General features: G+C 65.7%; 10 protein-coding genes. 6 read left to right on the forward strand and 4 right to left on the reverse strand.

The window, feature by feature from the left end; translation table 11 throughout:
• Nucleotides 1-248 precede the first annotated feature (248 nt).
• The 4 genes from glmU to BJF92_RS17510 all read left to right on the forward strand — a co-directional run bounded on the left by glmU (nucleotide 249) and on the right by BJF92_RS17510 (nucleotide 6,146).
• Nucleotides 249-1,607, forward strand: a complete 1,359-nt coding sequence (gene glmU, locus BJF92_RS17495) for a bifunctional UDP-N-acetylglucosamine diphosphorylase/glucosamine-1-phosphate N-acetyltransferase GlmU (protein ID WP_075636048.1) — start codon at nucleotides 249-251, stop codon at nucleotides 1,605-1,607.
• A gap of 264 nt (nucleotides 1,608-1,871) precedes the next feature.
• Nucleotides 1,872-3,698 carry a glutamine--fructose-6-phosphate transaminase (isomerizing) gene (gene glmS, locus BJF92_RS17500; RefSeq protein WP_075636049.1) on the forward strand — a complete coding sequence of 609 codons (1,827 nt, stop codon included), beginning with the start codon at nucleotides 1,872-1,874 and terminating at the stop codon, nucleotides 3,696-3,698.
• A gap of 111 nt (nucleotides 3,699-3,809) precedes the next feature.
• Nucleotides 3,810-4,514, forward strand: coding sequence for a DUF502 domain-containing protein (locus BJF92_RS17505; protein WP_075636050.1), 705 nt, complete (start codon nucleotides 3,810-3,812; stop codon nucleotides 4,512-4,514).
• 141 nt (nucleotides 4,515-4,655) lie between these two features.
• Nucleotides 4,656-6,146 carry an esterase-like activity of phytase family protein gene (locus BJF92_RS17510; RefSeq protein ID WP_075636051.1) on the forward strand — a complete coding sequence of 497 codons (1,491 nt, stop codon included), beginning with the start codon at nucleotides 4,656-4,658 and terminating at the stop codon, nucleotides 6,144-6,146.
• Nucleotides 6,147-6,184: 38 nt separating this feature from the next.
• Here BJF92_RS17510 and recG read toward each other — a convergent pair whose 3' ends face one another.
• Nucleotides 6,185-8,290 carry an ATP-dependent DNA helicase RecG gene (recG, locus tag BJF92_RS17515; RefSeq protein ID WP_075636052.1) on the reverse strand — a complete coding sequence of 702 codons (2,106 nt, stop codon included), beginning with the start codon at nucleotides 8,288-8,290 and terminating at the stop codon, nucleotides 6,185-6,187.
• Between the two features lie 253 nt (nucleotides 8,291-8,543).
• Here recG and BJF92_RS17520 point away from each other — a divergent pair, with 253 nt between their 5' ends.
• Both BJF92_RS17520 and mfd read left to right on the forward strand, forming a co-directional pair.
• Nucleotides 8,544-8,867: an FAD assembly factor SdhE gene (locus BJF92_RS17520; protein WP_075636053.1), complete on the forward strand. Its 324-nt coding sequence runs from the start codon at nucleotides 8,544-8,546 to the stop codon at nucleotides 8,865-8,867.
• Entirely contained in the window at nucleotides 8,864-12,382 is a 3,519-nt protein-coding gene (gene mfd, locus BJF92_RS17525; RefSeq protein WP_075636054.1) for a transcription-repair coupling factor, read from the forward strand. Before BJF92_RS17520 ends, mfd begins: the two co-directional genes overlap by 4 nt.
• Nucleotides 12,383-12,545: 163 nt before the next feature.
• Here the strand turns inward: mfd and BJF92_RS17530 are convergent, their stop codons facing one another.
• From BJF92_RS17530 to BJF92_RS17540, 3 genes are all read right to left on the reverse strand, one after another.
• The gene (locus BJF92_RS17530; RefSeq protein WP_075636055.1) at nucleotides 12,546-13,517 is read right to left on the reverse strand and encodes a phosphoribosylaminoimidazolesuccinocarboxamide synthase; all 972 of its coding nucleotides are present in this window, start codon (nucleotides 13,515-13,517) and stop codon (nucleotides 12,546-12,548) included.
• Between the two features lie 67 nt (nucleotides 13,518-13,584).
• Nucleotides 13,585-14,241: a DsbA family oxidoreductase gene (locus BJF92_RS17535; protein ID WP_075636056.1), complete on the reverse strand. Its 657-nt coding sequence runs from the start codon at nucleotides 14,239-14,241 to the stop codon at nucleotides 13,585-13,587.
• A gap of 115 nt (nucleotides 14,242-14,356) precedes the next feature.
• Entirely contained in the window at nucleotides 14,357-16,168 is a 1,812-nt protein-coding gene (locus tag BJF92_RS17540) for an extracellular solute-binding protein (RefSeq protein WP_143524078.1), read from the reverse strand.
• Between the last annotated feature and the right edge of the window lie 221 nt (nucleotides 16,169-16,389).

Below are 16,389 nucleotides of genomic sequence, written 5' to 3' on the forward strand. Positions count from 1 at the left end.
GAGGTTCGCAGATCGATGCCACTGCATCGGTCAAGAGCCTCGACAACGCCAGAAGGCCCGGAAAGCCTGCCGAAGGTGGCTCAGCTCTGGTCTCTGGCGTCGTTGCGATGCTTGCTCGATGCGACAGCATCGCGCTGCCCATCGCGCCTAGCCAGAAACCAGAGCTGAGCCATCCTATAGGTTCCTATCATCGACACTTGGTATTAACCACGCGGCGCGACAACGAAAATCAAGTTGGAGGGACTCCCATGCAGCGGTCGTGTTTGGCCATCGTTCTGGCGGCGGGCGAAAGCACGCGCATGCGCTCCTCCGTGTCCAAGGTGCTGCATCCGATCGCCGGCCGGCCGATGATCGCCCATGTGATGGATTCGCTGGCCGCAGCCGGCGTGACCGACGCCGTGCTGGTGGTGGGGCGCGATGGCGCGGCGGTGGCCAAGGCGGCCCAGCGCACGGACATGCGCATCGAGACGGTGGAGCAGACCGAGCGGCTGGGAACGGGACATGCGGTTCTGGCCGCCGCCGATATCATCGCGCGCGGCTATGATGATCTCCTGGTCGTCTTCGGTGACACGCCGCTGGTCACGCCAGCGCCGCTCAAGGAAGCGCTGGCGGCGATCGCCTCCGGCAGCGATGTCGCGACCATCGGCTTCGAATCGGCCAATCCCGGCGGCTATGGCCGGCTGATCGTCGAAGGGGGCGAGCTGATCGCCATTCGCGAGGCCAAGGATGCGAGCGAAGCCGAGCGGGCCATCACCTTCTGCAATGGCGGTCTGATGGCGGTCGACGGGCGCAAGGCGCTCGATCTCCTGCGCCGAATCAGCAACAAGAATGCCAAGGGCGAATATTACCTCACCGATCTGGTCGAGCTTGCCCGCACGGCCGGTGGCCGGGCCGTGGCCGTGCGCGCCACCGAGGAGGAGCTCGGCGGCTGCAACACCCGGGCCGAACTCGCCTTTCTCGAATCGCTCTGGCAGGCGCGCCGGCGTCAGGCGCTGATGCTCTCGGGCGTGTCGATGGTGGCGCCGGAAACGGTGTTCCTCGCTTTCGATACCGAGATCGCGCCGGATGTTCTGATCGAGCCGAACGTCGTCTTCGGCCCGGGGGTGCGGATCGAGCGCGACGCCGTCATTCATGCCTTCAGCCATCTGGAAGGCGCGCATGTGGAAAGCGGCGCCAGCGTCGGCCCCTATACGCGGCTGCGCCCGGGCGCGCATCTGGCGGAGAATGCCAAGGTCGGCAATTTCTGCGAGATCAAGCAGGCCGAGATCGGCGCCGGCGCCAAGGTCAGCCATCTCTCCTATATCGGCGATGCTTTCGTCGGCGCCGAGACCAATATCGGCGCGGGAACGATCACCTGCAATTATGACGGCGTGAACAAGCACGTCACCCGCATCGGCGCTCATGCCTTCATCGGCTCCAACACGGCGCTGGTCGCGCCGGTCGCGGTCGGGGATGGCGCGCTGGTCGCCTCCGGCAGCGTGATTACTGAGGATGTGGCCGCCGATGCCGTGGCCTTCGGCCGCGCGCGCCAGGAGGTCAAGCCCGGCCGCGCGCCGATTCTGCGCGCGCGCTATCAGGCGATGAAGGCCGAGCGGCAGAAGAAGTAGAGGCGACCGACAGCGCCTGTTCCCGCCTTACCCGCTGACACCGAAAGTGAGGATGCGCCAGGTTTCCGCCTCTGGCGTGATCGGCTAGAGCTGACCCGCGCCCGCAGGGCACCAGCCGGGGCATATGCCGCGATGGCCATGCGGCCATGCGCGGGAATGTATGAAAGAGAAATTTCGGCCGGCGGCGGCGCAAGCCCGTCTTCCGGCCCGCTGCCTTCCGGCCTTGAACCCGGCCGTTGGCGCCTTGCAGGAGATGAAGCGACCATGTGCGGAATTGTCGGGATCGTCGGATCGGAGGCGGTGGCGGACCGTCTGGTGGACGCGCTGAAGCGCCTGGAATATCGCGGCTATGATTCCGCCGGTGTCGCCACGCTCGTCAATGGCAAGCTCGGCCGCCGCCGGGCCGAGGGCAAGCTCGTCAATCTGGAGCGGCGGCTCGCCGGCGAGCCCTTGGCCGGCACGATCGGCATCGCGCATACGCGCTGGGCCACCCATGGCGCGCCAACGGAAAACAATGCCCATCCGCATTTCGTCGACGGGATCGCCATCGTCCACAATGGCATCATCGAGAATTTCGCCGAGATCAAGCAGGAGCTGATCGCCGAAGGCGCGACCTTCCAGACGCAGACCGATACGGAAGTGGCCGGGCAATTGCTGGCCAGGCTGATCCGCGACGGCATGACGCCCAAGGAGGCGATGCAGGCCATGCTCAAGCGCGTCACCGGCGCCTATGCGCTGGCCGTGCTGTTCGAGAGCCTGCCGGATACGATCATGGCCGCGCGCAACGGCCCGCCGCTGGCCATCGGTCATGGAAATGGCGAAATGTATCTCGGCTCCGACGCCATCGCGCTCGCCCCCTTCACCAACGAGATCACCTATCTGACCGATGGCGACTGGGCGGTGCTGACGCGCGATGGCGTGGTGATCTTCGATGGCGAGGGACGCGCCGTGTCGCGGCCGCGCACCACCTCCATGGCCGCCGCCTTCCGCGTGGACAAGGGCAATCACCGCCACTTCATGGAGAAGGAGATCTACGAGCAGCCGGAGGTGATCTCGCATGCGCTCTCGGCCTATATCGACTTCATCGGCAACAAGGTCAGCCCGGCCGCCACTGCGATCGATTTTTCCGCCGTGCCGAGCCTTGCCATCTCCGCCTGCGGAACCGCCTATCTCGCCGGCCTGATCGGCAAATACTGGTTCGAGCGCTATGCGCGCCTGCCGGTCGAGGCCGATGTCGCCTCGGAATTCCGCTACCGTAACATTCCGCTGCCGAAGGAGGCCGCCGCCTTCTTCATCTCGCAATCGGGCGAGACGGCCGACACGCTGGCCTCGCTGCGCTATTGCCGGGAGCAGGGGCTGACGATCGGCGCCGTGGTCAACACACGCGAATCGACCATCGCGCGCGAATCCAACGCGATCTTCCCGATCCTCGCCGGCCCGGAAATCGGCGTGGCCTCGACCAAGGCCTTCACCTGCCAGCTGACGGTGCTGGCAGCCATGGCGATCGGCGCGGGGCGCATGCGCGGCGTGCTGTCTGAGGCGGAAGAGCAGGCGCTGGTGCGCCATCTGGCCGAAATGCCGCGGCTGATGGCCTCGGTGCTACGCAGCGTGCAGCCGCAGATGGAGGGGCTCGCCCGCGAGCTGTCGCGCTGCCGCGACGTGCTCTATCTCGGCCGCGGCACGAGCTATCCGCTGGCCATGGAAGGCGCGCTCAAGCTCAAGGAAATCTCCTATATCCATGCCGAAGGCTATGCGGCAGGTGAACTCAAGCACGGGCCGATCGCGTTGATCGACGAGAACATGCCGGTCATCGTCATCGCGCCCTATGACCGCTTCTTCGAGAAGACCGTGTCGAACATGCAGGAAGTCGCCGCGCGCGGCGGCAAGATCGTCTTCATCACCGACGAGAAGGGGGCATCCGCCTGCGATCTGGCGACGCTTGCCACCATCGTGCTGCCCTCGGTCGACGAACTGATCCAGCCGATGATCTTCTCCCTGCCGATCCAGCTTCTGGCCTACCACACAGCCGTCTTCATGGGCACGGATGTGGACCAGCCGCGCAACCTCGCCAAATCGGTCACGGTGGAGTGATAGACAGCCGCGCTGCAGCGTAATCTGGACACTGTCGCGGGTGCGCTGCAATGCTATAGAGGAAGGGCGGCAAGGCGGCCGGTCGGGCCGCGCCGGCGGAGTGAGAGCGAGATGGATCCTGTCGTCAGCGAGAAGCCGCCGCGCATCGCGATCGCCACCCGGCTGAGAAACAATTTTCTCGCCGGGCTGATCATCTGCGCGCCGGTTGCCATCACCATCTGGCTCACCTTCGCCTTCATCGACTGGGCCGACAGCTGGGTGACACCCTATCTGCCGCAGCGCTACAATCCCGAATATTATTTCAACATCGCCATTCCCGGCACCGGGCTGGTGGTGGCGGTGGTCTTGATCACCGTCATCGGCTTCCTCGGCAGGAACCTGATCGGCCGCTCGATCGTCAATCTCGGCGAATCGATCCTCAACCGCACGCCGCTGGTGCGCACGCTCTACAAGAGCATCAAGCAGATCTTCGAGACCGTGCTCAAGGATCAGTCGACCTCGTTCAAGAAGGTCGGGCTGGTCGAGTTTCCGCAAGCCGGAACCTGGGCGCTGGTCTTCGTGGCGGCGGAAGCGCAGGGCGAATTGCGCCAGCGCTTCGACGCGATGGGGCAGGAGATGGTGGCGGTCTTCCTGCCGCCGACGCCGGTGCCCACCGCCGGCTTCCTGCTGTTCGTGCCGAAGGACAAGCTGATCTTGCTCGACATGACGCCGGAGGAGGCGGCGCGCCTGTTGATCTCGGGTGGCCTGATCGTGCCGGAGCACCACATGAAGACCCTGCCGGTGCCGGCCGCCGAAAGGCGCGGCGGGCCTGCCTGATCACGCATCCGTGATGCGGCGTGTGCGTCACCGGACTGTCATCTCGGCATCAAGGTCGGGTCATAAAAGCGTCCTCGCGTGCGCTGGCCTTCGTGAGGGGGGCGGAGCGCTTTCAAGCACAAACAAGGATGGCCCCATTTCATGAACGACAGGTCTTTCTCGCTCGTCCGCCGGCTCGGCGCAGCACTTCTCCTCTCCGCCGCCATCGCCCTGCCGGTCTCAGGCCATGCGGCTGATGAGGTCTCCGTCGGTGGCAAGAACTTCGTCAATCACGGCTTGGTCGCCATCGGCCGCATTCCCGCCAGCCAGCGTGACGCGCTCGGCGAAACCTTCGGCTCGGGATCCGGCATGGCCATCGACCCGTCGAGCTGGACGCGCGACGGCGACAGCTACAAGGGCACCGTCTATCTGCTGCCCGACCGCGGCTACAATGTCGAGGGAACCACGGACTACAAGGCGCGGCTCAACAAGATCGCCATCGAGATGACCCCTGTCGCGCCCGGCGCCAAGCCGGCAGCCGGCCAGGAGCAGACGGGCGTCAAGTCCAAGCTCGAAGGGCTGATCCTGTTCACCGACGAGAAGGGTCAGAACATGACCGGTCTCGATCCGGTCGCCGTGCGTCCGGAGCAGGGCGCCATGCCGATCCTGCCGCAGGCGGAGAACGGCAAGATCTCGCTCGACGCCGAAGCCATCGTCCGCCTGCCCGACGGCTCCATGTTCGTCAGCGACGAATATGGCCCTTACATCTATCGCTTCGATGCCGAGGGCAAGCTTCTCTCGGCCACGCAGCCGCCCAAGGCGATCCTGCCGATGCGAAAGGGTCAGGTGAACTTCTCCTCCAACAATCCCGGCAAGGGCCAGACGGCGCCGGACCCGAAGGATCCCGACACCGGCCGCCAGAACAATCAGGGCCTCGAAGGCCTGTCGCTGACGCCGGATGGCAAGTACCTGATCGCGCTGCTGCAATCGGCCACCCGCCAGGACGGCGGCGATTCGTCCTCCACGCGCTTCACCACCCGCGCGCTGGTCTATGACGCTGCCGACCCGGCCAAGCTGAAGCTGGTGCATGAATATGCCGTGCTGCTGCCGACTTTCCAGAACAAGGACAAGACGGCCGTTGCTGCCCAGAGCGAAATCCTCGCGCTCTCCGACAAGCAGTTCCTGATGCTGGCGCGCGACAGCAACAACGGCCAGGGCGTGAAGGGCGATACCTCCAAATATCGCAAGATCGAGCTGGTCGACCTGAACGGCGCCACCGATATTGCCGGGACGGCTTTCGACGGCGAAAAGCCGCTGGCGCCCAAGGGCGTTCTCGACACCTCGGTGACGCCAGCCAAGTGGGCCGACTTCATCGACATCAACGACAACAGCCAGCTCAACCGCTTCGGCCTGCACAATGGCGCGCCGCAGGACAAGAACGACCTGTCGGAAAAGTGGGAATCGATGGCGGTCACCAGCGTTCTCGACCCCAAGGCGCCGGACGACTACTTCCTCTTCGTCGTCAATGACAACGACTTCCTGACGCAGGACGGTCACCAGGTCGGTGCGGACTACAAGGCCGAGGACGGTGCCGATGTCGACACCATGTTCCAGGTCTATCGCGTGACCCTGCCGGGTGTTCGCCAGAAGTAAACCGAGGTGCGGGCGGCGTTGCAGAGCGCCGCCCGCCGTCACCCGGCGCGCAAGTACCGCACAGCCTCGTCGCGCCGGTGCAGATAGAGCAGAACGCGCAGCGCCTGTCCGCGCTCGGAGGACAGCTCCGGGTCGCGCTCGATCAGATAGGCGGCATCCTTGCGGGCGATCTCAAGCAGATCGGCATGCGCCTCGAGGCTGGCGATGCGGAAGCCCGGCGTGCCGGACTGGCGGGTGCCGAGCAGCTCGCCTTCGCCGCGCAGCTTCAGATCCTCCTCGGCGATGCGGAAACCGTCCTCGGTCTCGCGCAGGATCGACAAGCGGGCATGGCCGTTCTCGCTCAAGGGGCCCTTGTAGAGCAGGATGCAGGTGGAGGCATCCGCCCCGCGCCCCACGCGGCCGCGCAGCTGGTGGAGCTGGGCCAGGCCGAAGCGTTCGGCATGTTCGATGACGATGATCGAGGCGTCGGGCACGTCGACGCCGACTTCCACCACGGTCGTCGCGACAAGCACCTTGATCTCCGACTGCTTGAAGGCCTGCATCACCGCATCCTTCTCCGTGCCGCTCATGCGCCCGTGCACCAGGCCGACATCGGGGCCGAGCACGCTCGTGAGCACCTGGAAGCGCTCCTCGGCCGACATCAGCTCGCTTTCCTCGGTTTCCTCCACCAGCGGGCAGATCCAATAGGCCTTGCGCCCCTCGGCCAGCGCGCGCTTCAGCCGGGCGACGACATCGCCGATCCGCTCCAGCGGGATGGTGGCAGTGGTGATCGGCTTGCGGCCGGCCGGTTTCTCCGTCAGCTTGGACACGTCCATGTCGCCGAAGGCGGCCAGCACCAGCGTGCGCGGGATCGGCGTGGCGGTCATGACAAGCATGTGCGGCGCCATGCCCTTGGCCGTCAGCGCCAGGCGCTGGTGCACGCCGAAGCGGTGCTGCTCGTCGATGACGGCGAGCAGGAGGTTGGCGTATTCGACCCCCTCTTGAAACAGGGCATGGGTGCCGACGACGATCGCGGTCTCGCCCGAAGCGATCCGCGCCAGGATGGCCTCGCGCTCGCGCCCCTTGGTGCGGCCGGTCAGCACATCGACGCGCACACCGGCCGGCTCCGCCATCCGCGCGATGGTGGCGGCATGCTGGCGGGCGAGGATCTCGGTCGGCGCCATCAGCACGCCCTGGCCACCCGCCTCCACCGCCGCCAGCATGGCCATCAGCGCCACCGCCGTCTTGCCCGAACCGACATCGCCCTGCAGCAGCCGGAGCATCCGGTCGGTGCCGCTGATGTCGGCCAGAATATCGGCAACCGCCGCCGTCTGGCTTGCGGTGAGCGAAAAGGGCAGGGCGGCCAGCACCTTCGCGCTCAGGACGCCGGTGGCCTTGACCGGAATACCGGGGACGACCCGCATGCGCCGGCGCACGAGCGACAGGGAGAGCTGGCCGGCCAACAGTTCGTCATAGGCGAGGCGCCGGCGGGCGGGCGCGCGCGGATCGATATCGGCGGCATCGCGCGGGGTATGCAGCGCCTCGAAGGCGGAGCGGGCGGGCAGAAAGCCCTGAGCGCGGATCAGGCTGTCATCGAGCCATTCGGGAAAATCCGGCACGCGCTCCACCGCCGCCTCGATCGCCTTGCGCAGGATGCGCGGCGACAGGCCCGCCGTCAGCGGATAGACCGGCTCGACCAGTGGCAGATTGGCCGCCTCCTCGGCGCGCACCATGTAGTCGGGATGGACCATCGAGGCCCGGCCGTTGAACCATTCCACCTTGCCGCTGACGATCACGGTCTCGCCCACCGGCAGTGCCTTTTCCAGCCAGCCGCCCTTGGCGCGGAAGAAGGTCAGCGCCAGTTCGCCGGTCTCGTCCTGCAGGAAGACGCGAGTCGGCTGGCTGGAGCGGCCGGGCGGCGGCGGCTGGTGGCGGTCGACGCGGGCGGAAATGGTGACGATCACGCCAGGCGGCGCATCCATGATCTTCGGCTGCTGGCGCCGATCGACGATGGAGGAGGGCGCATGGAAGACGAGATCCACCACGCGGCAGGCCTCCACGCTCTCTTCGCCCAAAAGACGGGCATAGAGCGGCCCCACCTTGGGCCCGATGCCGGGCAGGCTGGGAAGCGGCGCAAACAGGGGGTCGAGCAGGCTGGGGCGCATGGCGGCAAGGTGGTCCGTGGATGGCGGCAAGGCAAGGCTGACAAGCGGCAATTCAGCGTTTATAGAGCAGGCGAACCGGGCGGGAGTCCTTTTTGCGCGCGTCCACAAGCGTGAACAAAGATCGAACTTATCCGTTCCGCCCCGGCAGCCCCCTGCCGCGCCTGAAAGCCGGGCGCCGGGGGCGCTGCCAAGGCAAGACCAGACGACAAGGCACAAGCGGCCCGCTCCAGGCCCAGAGGGAAGAGTTCAGTTCATGACAGGCATTACCCAAAGCAGCGCCGATCTCGATGTCCGCCGCCGCAAGATCCTGTTTCGCGCCTGGCATCGCGGCATTCGCGAGATGGACCTGATCTTCGGCCAGTTCGCGGAAGCCGAGCTTGCCGGCCTGCCGGAGGATGTTCTGGACGAGCTGGAGAAGATCATGGCCGAGGAGGACAATGATCTGGTCAAGTGGATCACCGGCGAAAAGCCGATCCCGGCCGAATTCGACACGCCGCTCTTTGCCCGTATCGCCTCCTACAAGCCGGACTTCGAGGGTCCGGGGGCAGGGGCTGGCACTGCGGGTCCGCGCGCATGATTGCCGGCTTCAATGCAGGGCAGCTGGCGCGTGTCGCCACCGAATTGACCATCGGCCCGGTGCCTTCGGGGCTGGAGCCCTTCGCGCTGGCCGAGATTGCCCGGGCGCGCGGGCCGGTCGCCTATCTCCTCTCGGACGGCCAGCGGCTGTCGGATCTCGAGCAGATGCTGGGCTTCGCCGCGCCGGACATTCCCGTGCTCACCCTTCCGGGCTGGGACTGCCTGCCCTATGACCGTGTTTCGCCCTCGGCCGAAGTCTCGGCCCGGCGGCTGGCGGCGCTTTCGAGCCTCGTCACCCATGCGAAGAAGCCGCATCCGGCAATTGTGCTGGTGACCGTCAATGCCAGCCTGCAGAAGATGGCGCCGCGCAGCGTGATCGAAACCATGACCTTCTCCGCCCGGCCGGGCGGCGTGGTGCGCATGGACGACATTGCCCACCGTCTCGAGCGCAATGGCTTCGAGCGGGTGTCCACCGTGCGCGAGGTCGGCGAGTTCGCCGTGCGCGGCGGCATTCTCGATGTCTATGTTCCCGGTGCGGCCGAGCCGCTGCGCCTCGATTTCTTCGGCGATACGCTCGAATCGATCCGTTCCTTCGATCCCGCCAGCCAGCGCACCACCGGACAGGCGAAATCGCTCGACCTCAATCCGATGAGCGAAGTGATGCTGACGCCCGAGACGATCAGCCATTTCCGCAAGGAATATCTTTCCCTCTTCGGCGCGGCTACGCGCGACGATGCGCTCTACCAGGCCGTCTCCGAGGGGCGTCGTTACGCAGGGATGGAGCACTGGCTGCCGCTGTTTTATGACGGGCTGGAAACGGTCTTCGATTATCTCGACGGCTTCACGCTGGTGACCGACCACACCGCCCGCGAGGCGGCGGCCGAGCGCTTCCGCCTGGTGGAAGACTATCACGAGGCCCGCCGCGATGCTGGCGGCGGCAAGGGGCAGATGGCGCAGGCCGCGCCCTACAAGCCCGTGCCGCCGGACAGGCTCTATCTCACCCGCGACCAATTCGTCGCCGCCCTGATCTCGCGCCGCGCCATCCGCCTCTCGCCCTTCCTGGAGCATCAGGGCGAGGCGCGCGCGGTGATGGAGGTCGACGCGCGCATCGGCGTGCGCTGGGCCAAGAATGCCACGGAGGCGCAGGCCGAAGAGCGCGAGGCCGAACGCGTCAACGTCTTCGACCAGGCGGTCAAATATATCGCCGACCGAAGGGCCGCGGGCGCCAAAGTGCTGATCACGGCCTGGTCGGAAGGCTCGCTCGACCGTCTCCTCCAGGTGCTGACCGAGCATGGCCTCGGCAACATCAAGCCGGTGTCGAAGCTCTCCGAGGTCGAGAAGCTCAAGCCCGGTGAGGCGGGGTCCACCGTCCTGTCGCTGGAGGCGGGCTTCGAGACAGGCAAGCTCGTCGTCATCGGCGAGCAGGACATTCTCGGCGACCGCATGGTGCGCCGCAGCCGGCGGCGCAAGCGCTCCTCCGATTTAATCGCCGAGGTCACCGGCCTCGACGAGGGCTCGATCGTGGTGCATGCCGAGCACGGCATCGGCCGCTTCGTCGGCCTGCGCACCATCGAGGCCGCCGGCGCGCCGCATGCCTGTCTGGAGCTGGTCTATGCCGATGAGGCCAAGCTCTATCTGCCGGTCGAAAACATCGAACTGCTCTCGCGCTACGGGGCCGAAGGCTCGGACGCCATTCTCGACAAGCTCGGCGGCGTCGCCTGGCAGGCGCGCAAGGCCAAGCTGAAGAAGCGCCTGCTCGACATGGCCGGCGGCCTGATCCGCATCGCCGCCGAGCGACTGACCCGCCACGCCCCGGTGCTGACCGCGCCGGAGGGGCTCTATGACGAATTTGCCGCCCGCTTCCCCTATGACGAGACCGAGGATCAGCTGACCTCGATCGAATCGGTGCGCGAGGATCTGGGCGCCGGCCGGCCGATGGACCGGCTGGTCTGCGGCGATGTCGGCTTCGGCAAGACGGAAGTTGCGCTGCGCGCGGCCTTCCTCGCGGCGATGAACGGCGTTCAGGTGGCCGTCGTCGTGCCGACGACACTGCTTGCCCGCCAGCATTTCAAATCCTTCGCCGAGCGCTTCCGCGGCCTGCCGATCCGTGTCGCTCAGGCCTCCCGCCTGGTCGGCTCGAAGGAGCTGGCGCTGACCAAGCGCGAGGTGGCGGACGGCAAGGTCGATATCGTCGTCGGCACCCATGCCCTGCTCGGCAGCGGCATCACCTTTGCCAATCTCGGCCTGCTGATCATCGACGAGGAGCAGCATTTCGGCGTCAAGCACAAGGAACGGCTGAAGGAGCTGAAGAGCGACGTGCATGTGCTCACGCTCTCGGCCACGCCGATCCCGCGCACGTTGCAGCTGGCGCTGACCGGGGTGCGCGAGCTGTCGCTGATCACCACGCCACCAGTCGATCGCATGGCCGTGCGCACCTTCATCTCGCCCTTCGACAGCCTCGTGATCCGCGAGACGCTGATGCGCGAGCACTATCGCGGCGGCCAGAGCTTCTATGTCTGTCCGCGCCTGAGCGACCTCGCCGAAATCCACGACTTCCTCCAGGAGAACACGCCGGAGCTGAAGGTCGCCGTCGCCCACGGGCAGATGGCGGCCGGCGAGCTGGAGGACATCATGAACGCCTTCTATGAGGGGCGTTACGATGTGCTGCTTTCCACCACCATCGTCGAATCCGGTCTCGACGTGCCCTCGGCCAATACGCTGATCGTCCATCGTGCCGACATGTTCGGCCTGGCCCAGCTCTACCAGCTGCGCGGCCGTGTCGGCCGCTCCAAGGTGCGCGCCTTTGCGCTCTTCACTTTGCCGGTCAACAAGGTGCTGACGACGACGGCCGAGCGGCGGCTGAAGGTGCTGCAATCGCTCGACACGCTGGGCGCCGGCTTCCAGCTCGCCAGCCACGATCTCGACATTCGCGGCGCCGGCAATCTCTTGGGCGACGAGCAGTCCGGCCATATCAAGGAGGTCGGCTTCGAGCTCTACCAGCAGATGCTGGAGGAAGCCGTGGCGGAGCTCAAGGGTTCGCCGGAGGAGATCATCGACACCGGCTGGTCGCCGCAGATCGCCGTGGGCACGCCCGTGATGATCCCCGACGACTATGTGCCGGACCTTCATCTCCGCCTCAGCCTCTATCGCCGCCTCGGCGAAATCACGGAGCTCCAGGAGATCGACGCCTTCGGCGCCGAGCTGATCGACCGTTTCGGCCCGCTGCCGATCGAGGTGCAGCACCTCCTGAAGATCGTCTATGTCAAATCGCTCTGCCGCACCGCCAATGTCGAGAAGCTCGATGCCGGGCCGAAGGGCGTCGTGGTGCAGTTCCGCAACCGCGAATTCCCCAATCCGGCGGCGCTGGTTGGCTATATCGCCAAGCAGGGCCCCGGCGCCAAGATCCGCGCCGACCACAGCATCTTCTTCCAGCGCGACTTCCCGACACCGGAAAAGCGGCTGGCCGGCGCGGCGCTGCTGATGACGCAGCTGGCGGGGCTGGCGAAGGCGGGATGACGTTCAGAGGCGGCACCATCCGCGCGGGCCGTCATCCTCGGCCTTGTGCCGAGGATCTGCCGAGCGCGATGAAATCATCAGGTTGCAGCTTTCATAGGCAGGCCGGAGTGCGCCGGCCTGCTGCGACTGCGCTGCCATTCGGTAATGGCACGTCAATAAGGCTTCAGGCATATTTCGCCAGATTGCGCCTCACGCGCTCGATCGGCACCTCGGCCGGATCGGGCAGCACGAAGCTTTTGCCGGTGATGATCTCATAGGCGCGGATATAGACGGCGGCCGCCTCCAGCACGACGTCCTGGGGGATTTCCGGGATCGGGTCGCGATAGGGGTCGCAGCGCGCGACCACCCAGTTGCGCACGAAATCCTTGTCGAAGCTCTCGGGCGCCTGGCCGGACTCAAAGCGCTCGGCATAGGTCTCGGCGAACCAGTAGCGGCTGCTGTCGGGCGTGTGGATCTCGTCGGCCAGCACGATGCGTCCCTCGGGATCGAGACCGAATTCATATTTCGTATCCGCCAGGATCAGGCCGCGCTCGGCCGCCAGCGCCTGGCCCCGGGCAAACAGCGCCAGCGCCGTGTCGGAGACCGTCTTCCATTGCTCGGCCGAAAGCAGGCCCTGGTCGAGGATCATCGCCTCGGAGAGCGGCGCGTCATGGCCACCATCCATGGCCTTGGTCGTCGGCGTGATGATGGCTTCGGGCAGGACCTGGTTGGGGCGCATGCCGTCGGGCAGGGAATGGCCATACATCTCGCGCTCGCCGGCGCGATAGCGGGTGAGGATCGAGGTCGAGGTGGTGCCGGCGAGGTAGCCGCGCACGACGATTTCGACGGGCAGGATGTCGAGGCGACGGCCGATCACCACATTCGGATCGGGATAATCGAGCACATGATTGGCCGCGATATCGGCGGTCTGCTCAAACCAGTGACGCGCGATCTGCGTCAGAACCTGTCCTTTGAACGGGATGACGGCCAGCGCCTGATCGAAGGCGCTGATCCTGTCCGTGGTGATCAGGATGCGCCGCCCGTCGGGCAGGTCGTAATTGTCGCGCACCTTGCCGCGATAGCGGTTCGGCAGGCCGGGAACCTCGGCTTCGGGCAGGGTCTGGTGGGCGTGCTGGGCGAGAAGGGCGATATCCATCGAAACGGGGAACTCGTGACGGGGTTGATCGAAGGGCAGGAAATAGGTGGGTTCGGCGAGCGCCTGATCAGTTTGGCCGCTTCATCTGGGCGATGTCGCGCAGCGCCGCCGTCATCGCCTCCACCGTCTGGGCGCCCATGACGGCATATTGATTGTCGATGATGAAGCAGGGCACGCCTGAAACCCCCATCTCGCGGGCAAGCTCTATTTCTTCCATCACGGCCTCGCGGTCGGCGCCGGAATCGAGCAGGGACCGGATCACCGGCCCCTGCATGCCGGCCTCTTCGGCAATGGCCACCAGCTCGCCGCGGTCGCCGAGATTGCGGCCCTGCTCGAAATTCGCCTTGAACAAGGCTGTGACGACCGCATCCTGCATCGCGGCACCTTCCGTTCCAGCCCAGCGCACCAGACGGTGGGCGTCGAGCGTGTTCGGGCTGATGCGCACTGCGTCGAAATCGAAGGCGATGCCGTCGGCCCGGCCGAGATCGGTCAACCGCGCATGCGCCTGATCGACCGCCTCGGCTCCGCCGAGCTTGGCGGAGAGATGGGCCTTGTGATCCACGCCTTCGGCCGGCAAATCCGGGTTGAGCTGGTAGGGCCGCCAGTTGACGGTGAGGAGAACCTCTCCGGCCAGCGCCGAGATCGCCTGGTCCAGCCGGGCCTTGCCGAGATAGCACCAGGGGCAGACCACGTCGGAGACGACGTCGATGGACAGATGCTGCATGGCGGATTTCCTCTGATTTGGCGCGGCGCGGAAGCGACCACGCTGCGCGGTCCGCCTCCGGCCCATTCGATGCGCCGGATATGTCTGAACTGTGACCTGCTGCCGATGAGGCGGCCTATTTCTGCGCGTTTTCGTCCCACCAGGCCGGCAGCTGATAGCCGTAGAGGGGAACGACATCGGGGCGGCCGATATGTTTCTGCCGGGCGATCCACTGCGCATTCACATGGTAGAGCGGCACCAGATAGAAATTCGAGACCAGCAGCCGATCATGGGCACGAACCGCAGCGGTGAAATCCTCCTGCGCGCGGGCCTGCAGGATGTCGTTGACCAGCGTGTCGACATCCTTGTCCGCCACGCCGGCGAAATTGTCGCTGCCCTGACGGTCTCGGGACGCCGAGGTCCATCGGCCGACCTGCTCGATCCCCGGCGAGAGCGAGGAAGGGAAGGACTTGATGATGACGTCGTAATCGAAGGTCTGGCTGCGGGCCTGATATTGCGAATCGTCCACCGTGCGCACGCTGGCCTGGATGCCGAGCGGGGCGAGGAAGCGCTGATAGGCAAGCGCCAGCTTCTCCTGCCCTTCGTTCTGCGTCATGATCTCGAAGCTCAGCGGCACGCCCTGGGCATTGACCATGCGCCCGTCCTTGACGACATAGCCGGCCTCGCGCAGCAGCGTCACCGCTTCGCGCAGCACATTGCGGTCGCGGCCGGAGGCATCGGTGACAGGCAGGCGATAGGAGCCGTCGAGAACGGCGGGGATGATGCGGTTCTTGATGTCGCCAAGCAGCGACAACTCCCGATTGTCGGCCGGATTGCCGAGATAGGACAGGCTGGAATTCTGCCAGAAGCTCTGCGTGCGCGTATAGGCGCTGTCGAACAGGTTCTTGTTCACCCATTCAAAATCGAACACCAGCGCCAGACCCTGCCGGAGTTTGATATCCTGAAATTGCGGCCGGCGGGTGTTGAAGACGAAGCCCAGCATGCCCGAGGGCGTGCGGGGCGTGAAGGTGTCCTTGATCACCTGGCCACTGCTAACGGCGGGGAAACTGTAGCTGCGCGCCCATTTAGTCGGGCTGCCCTCGGGATAGACGTCGATCTCGCCTTTCTTGAAGGCCTCGAACAGCGTGTTGTCCTGCAGGAAATATTCGACCGAGATCTCGTCGTAATTGTCCTGCCCGACCTTCGACGGCAGATCCTTGGCCCAGTAATTCGGATCGCGGCGATAGACGATGCGCTCGCCAGGGCGCACATCCGCCACCTTGTAAGGGCCGGAGCCGATGGGGAATTTGAGCGTCGTCTGGTCGAAACTGTCCACATCGGTGGCATGCTTCGGCAGGATCGGCGTCAGCGCCACCAGGAGCGGAAATTCACGGTCGCTCTGCTCGTTGAAGGTGAAGCGCACGCTGCGCTCGCCGACCTTTTCGAGCTTGGCCACCTTCGCCATGCGGTTGGAGAAGGGCACGCGGCCCTTGTCGCGGAACAGCTCGAAGGTGAAGATCACATCCTCAGGCGTCACCGGCTGGCCATCCGACCAATGCGCTTTCGGGTTGAGATTGAACTGGATGAAGCTGCGGTTGTCGTCCCACTCCACGCTTTCGGCAAGCAGCGGATAAAGCGAGAAGGCCTCGTCGCGCGACCGCTGCATCAGCGAATCATAGACGAGATTGCCGTATTCCGGGTCCAGCATGCCCCGCGCCGTGGTGCGCATGCTCTTCAGGATGAAGGGATTGAGATTGTCGAAGGTGCCGACCACGCCATAGGCGATCCGGCCACCCTTTTTCACGTCCGGATTGACATAAGGAAAGGCCTTGAAATCGTCCGGCAGGGCCGGGGTGCCATGCATGGCGATCGAGCGGACCGGATCGGCCAGGGCAGGACCGGCCACGAACGATGCCAGCACCGCCAGCCCGAGAAAGATAGTCCGCACGCTCGTCTCCATTCCTTGCAAGCACGTTTCGGTCGGCCCGCTTCGCCCAACAATGCGGCAGCTATCCGCCTTGCCGCGCTCCGGGCTGAAGCAGCGGCAGGGTCATCATAATCGGCCTGGCTCGCAGCCGCGGCGAATCCGCCGCCAACCTAGCACGCCGCACGTCATTTCCAACCCGAAACGACAGGCGTCCTGCCGCAGCGGTTCCGTAAAAAGACGGG

The organism is Xaviernesmea rhizosphaerae (genome assembly GCF_001938945.1).
Taxonomy (GTDB): domain Bacteria; phylum Pseudomonadota; class Alphaproteobacteria; order Rhizobiales; family Rhizobiaceae; genus Xaviernesmea; species Xaviernesmea rhizosphaerae.

Bases quoted from the DNA above. Each gene is read 5' to 3' on its own strand.
- glmU (WP_075636048.1), top strand. From the start codon at position 249: ATGCAGCGGTCGTGTTTGGCCATCGTTCTGGCGGCGGGCGAAAGCACG.
- glmS (WP_075636049.1), top strand. From the start codon at position 1,872: ATGTGCGGAATTGTCGGGATCGTCGGATCGGAGGCGGTGGCGGACCGT.
- BJF92_RS17505 (WP_075636050.1), top strand. From the start codon at position 3,810: ATGGATCCTGTCGTCAGCGAGAAGCCGCCGCGCATCGCGATCGCCACC.
- BJF92_RS17510 (WP_075636051.1), top strand. From the start codon at position 4,656: ATGAACGACAGGTCTTTCTCGCTCGTCCGCCGGCTCGGCGCAGCACTT.
- recG (WP_075636052.1), bottom strand. From the start codon at position 8,290: ATGCGCCCCAGCCTGCTCGACCCCCTGTTTGCGCCGCTTCCCAGCCTG.
- BJF92_RS17520 (WP_075636053.1), top strand. From the start codon at position 8,544: ATGACAGGCATTACCCAAAGCAGCGCCGATCTCGATGTCCGCCGCCGC.
- mfd (WP_075636054.1), top strand. From the start codon at position 8,864: ATGATTGCCGGCTTCAATGCAGGGCAGCTGGCGCGTGTCGCCACCGAA.
- BJF92_RS17530 (WP_075636055.1), bottom strand. From the start codon at position 13,517: ATGGATATCGCCCTTCTCGCCCAGCACGCCCACCAGACCCTGCCCGAA.
- BJF92_RS17535 (WP_075636056.1), bottom strand. From the start codon at position 14,241: ATGCAGCATCTGTCCATCGACGTCGTCTCCGACGTGGTCTGCCCCTGG.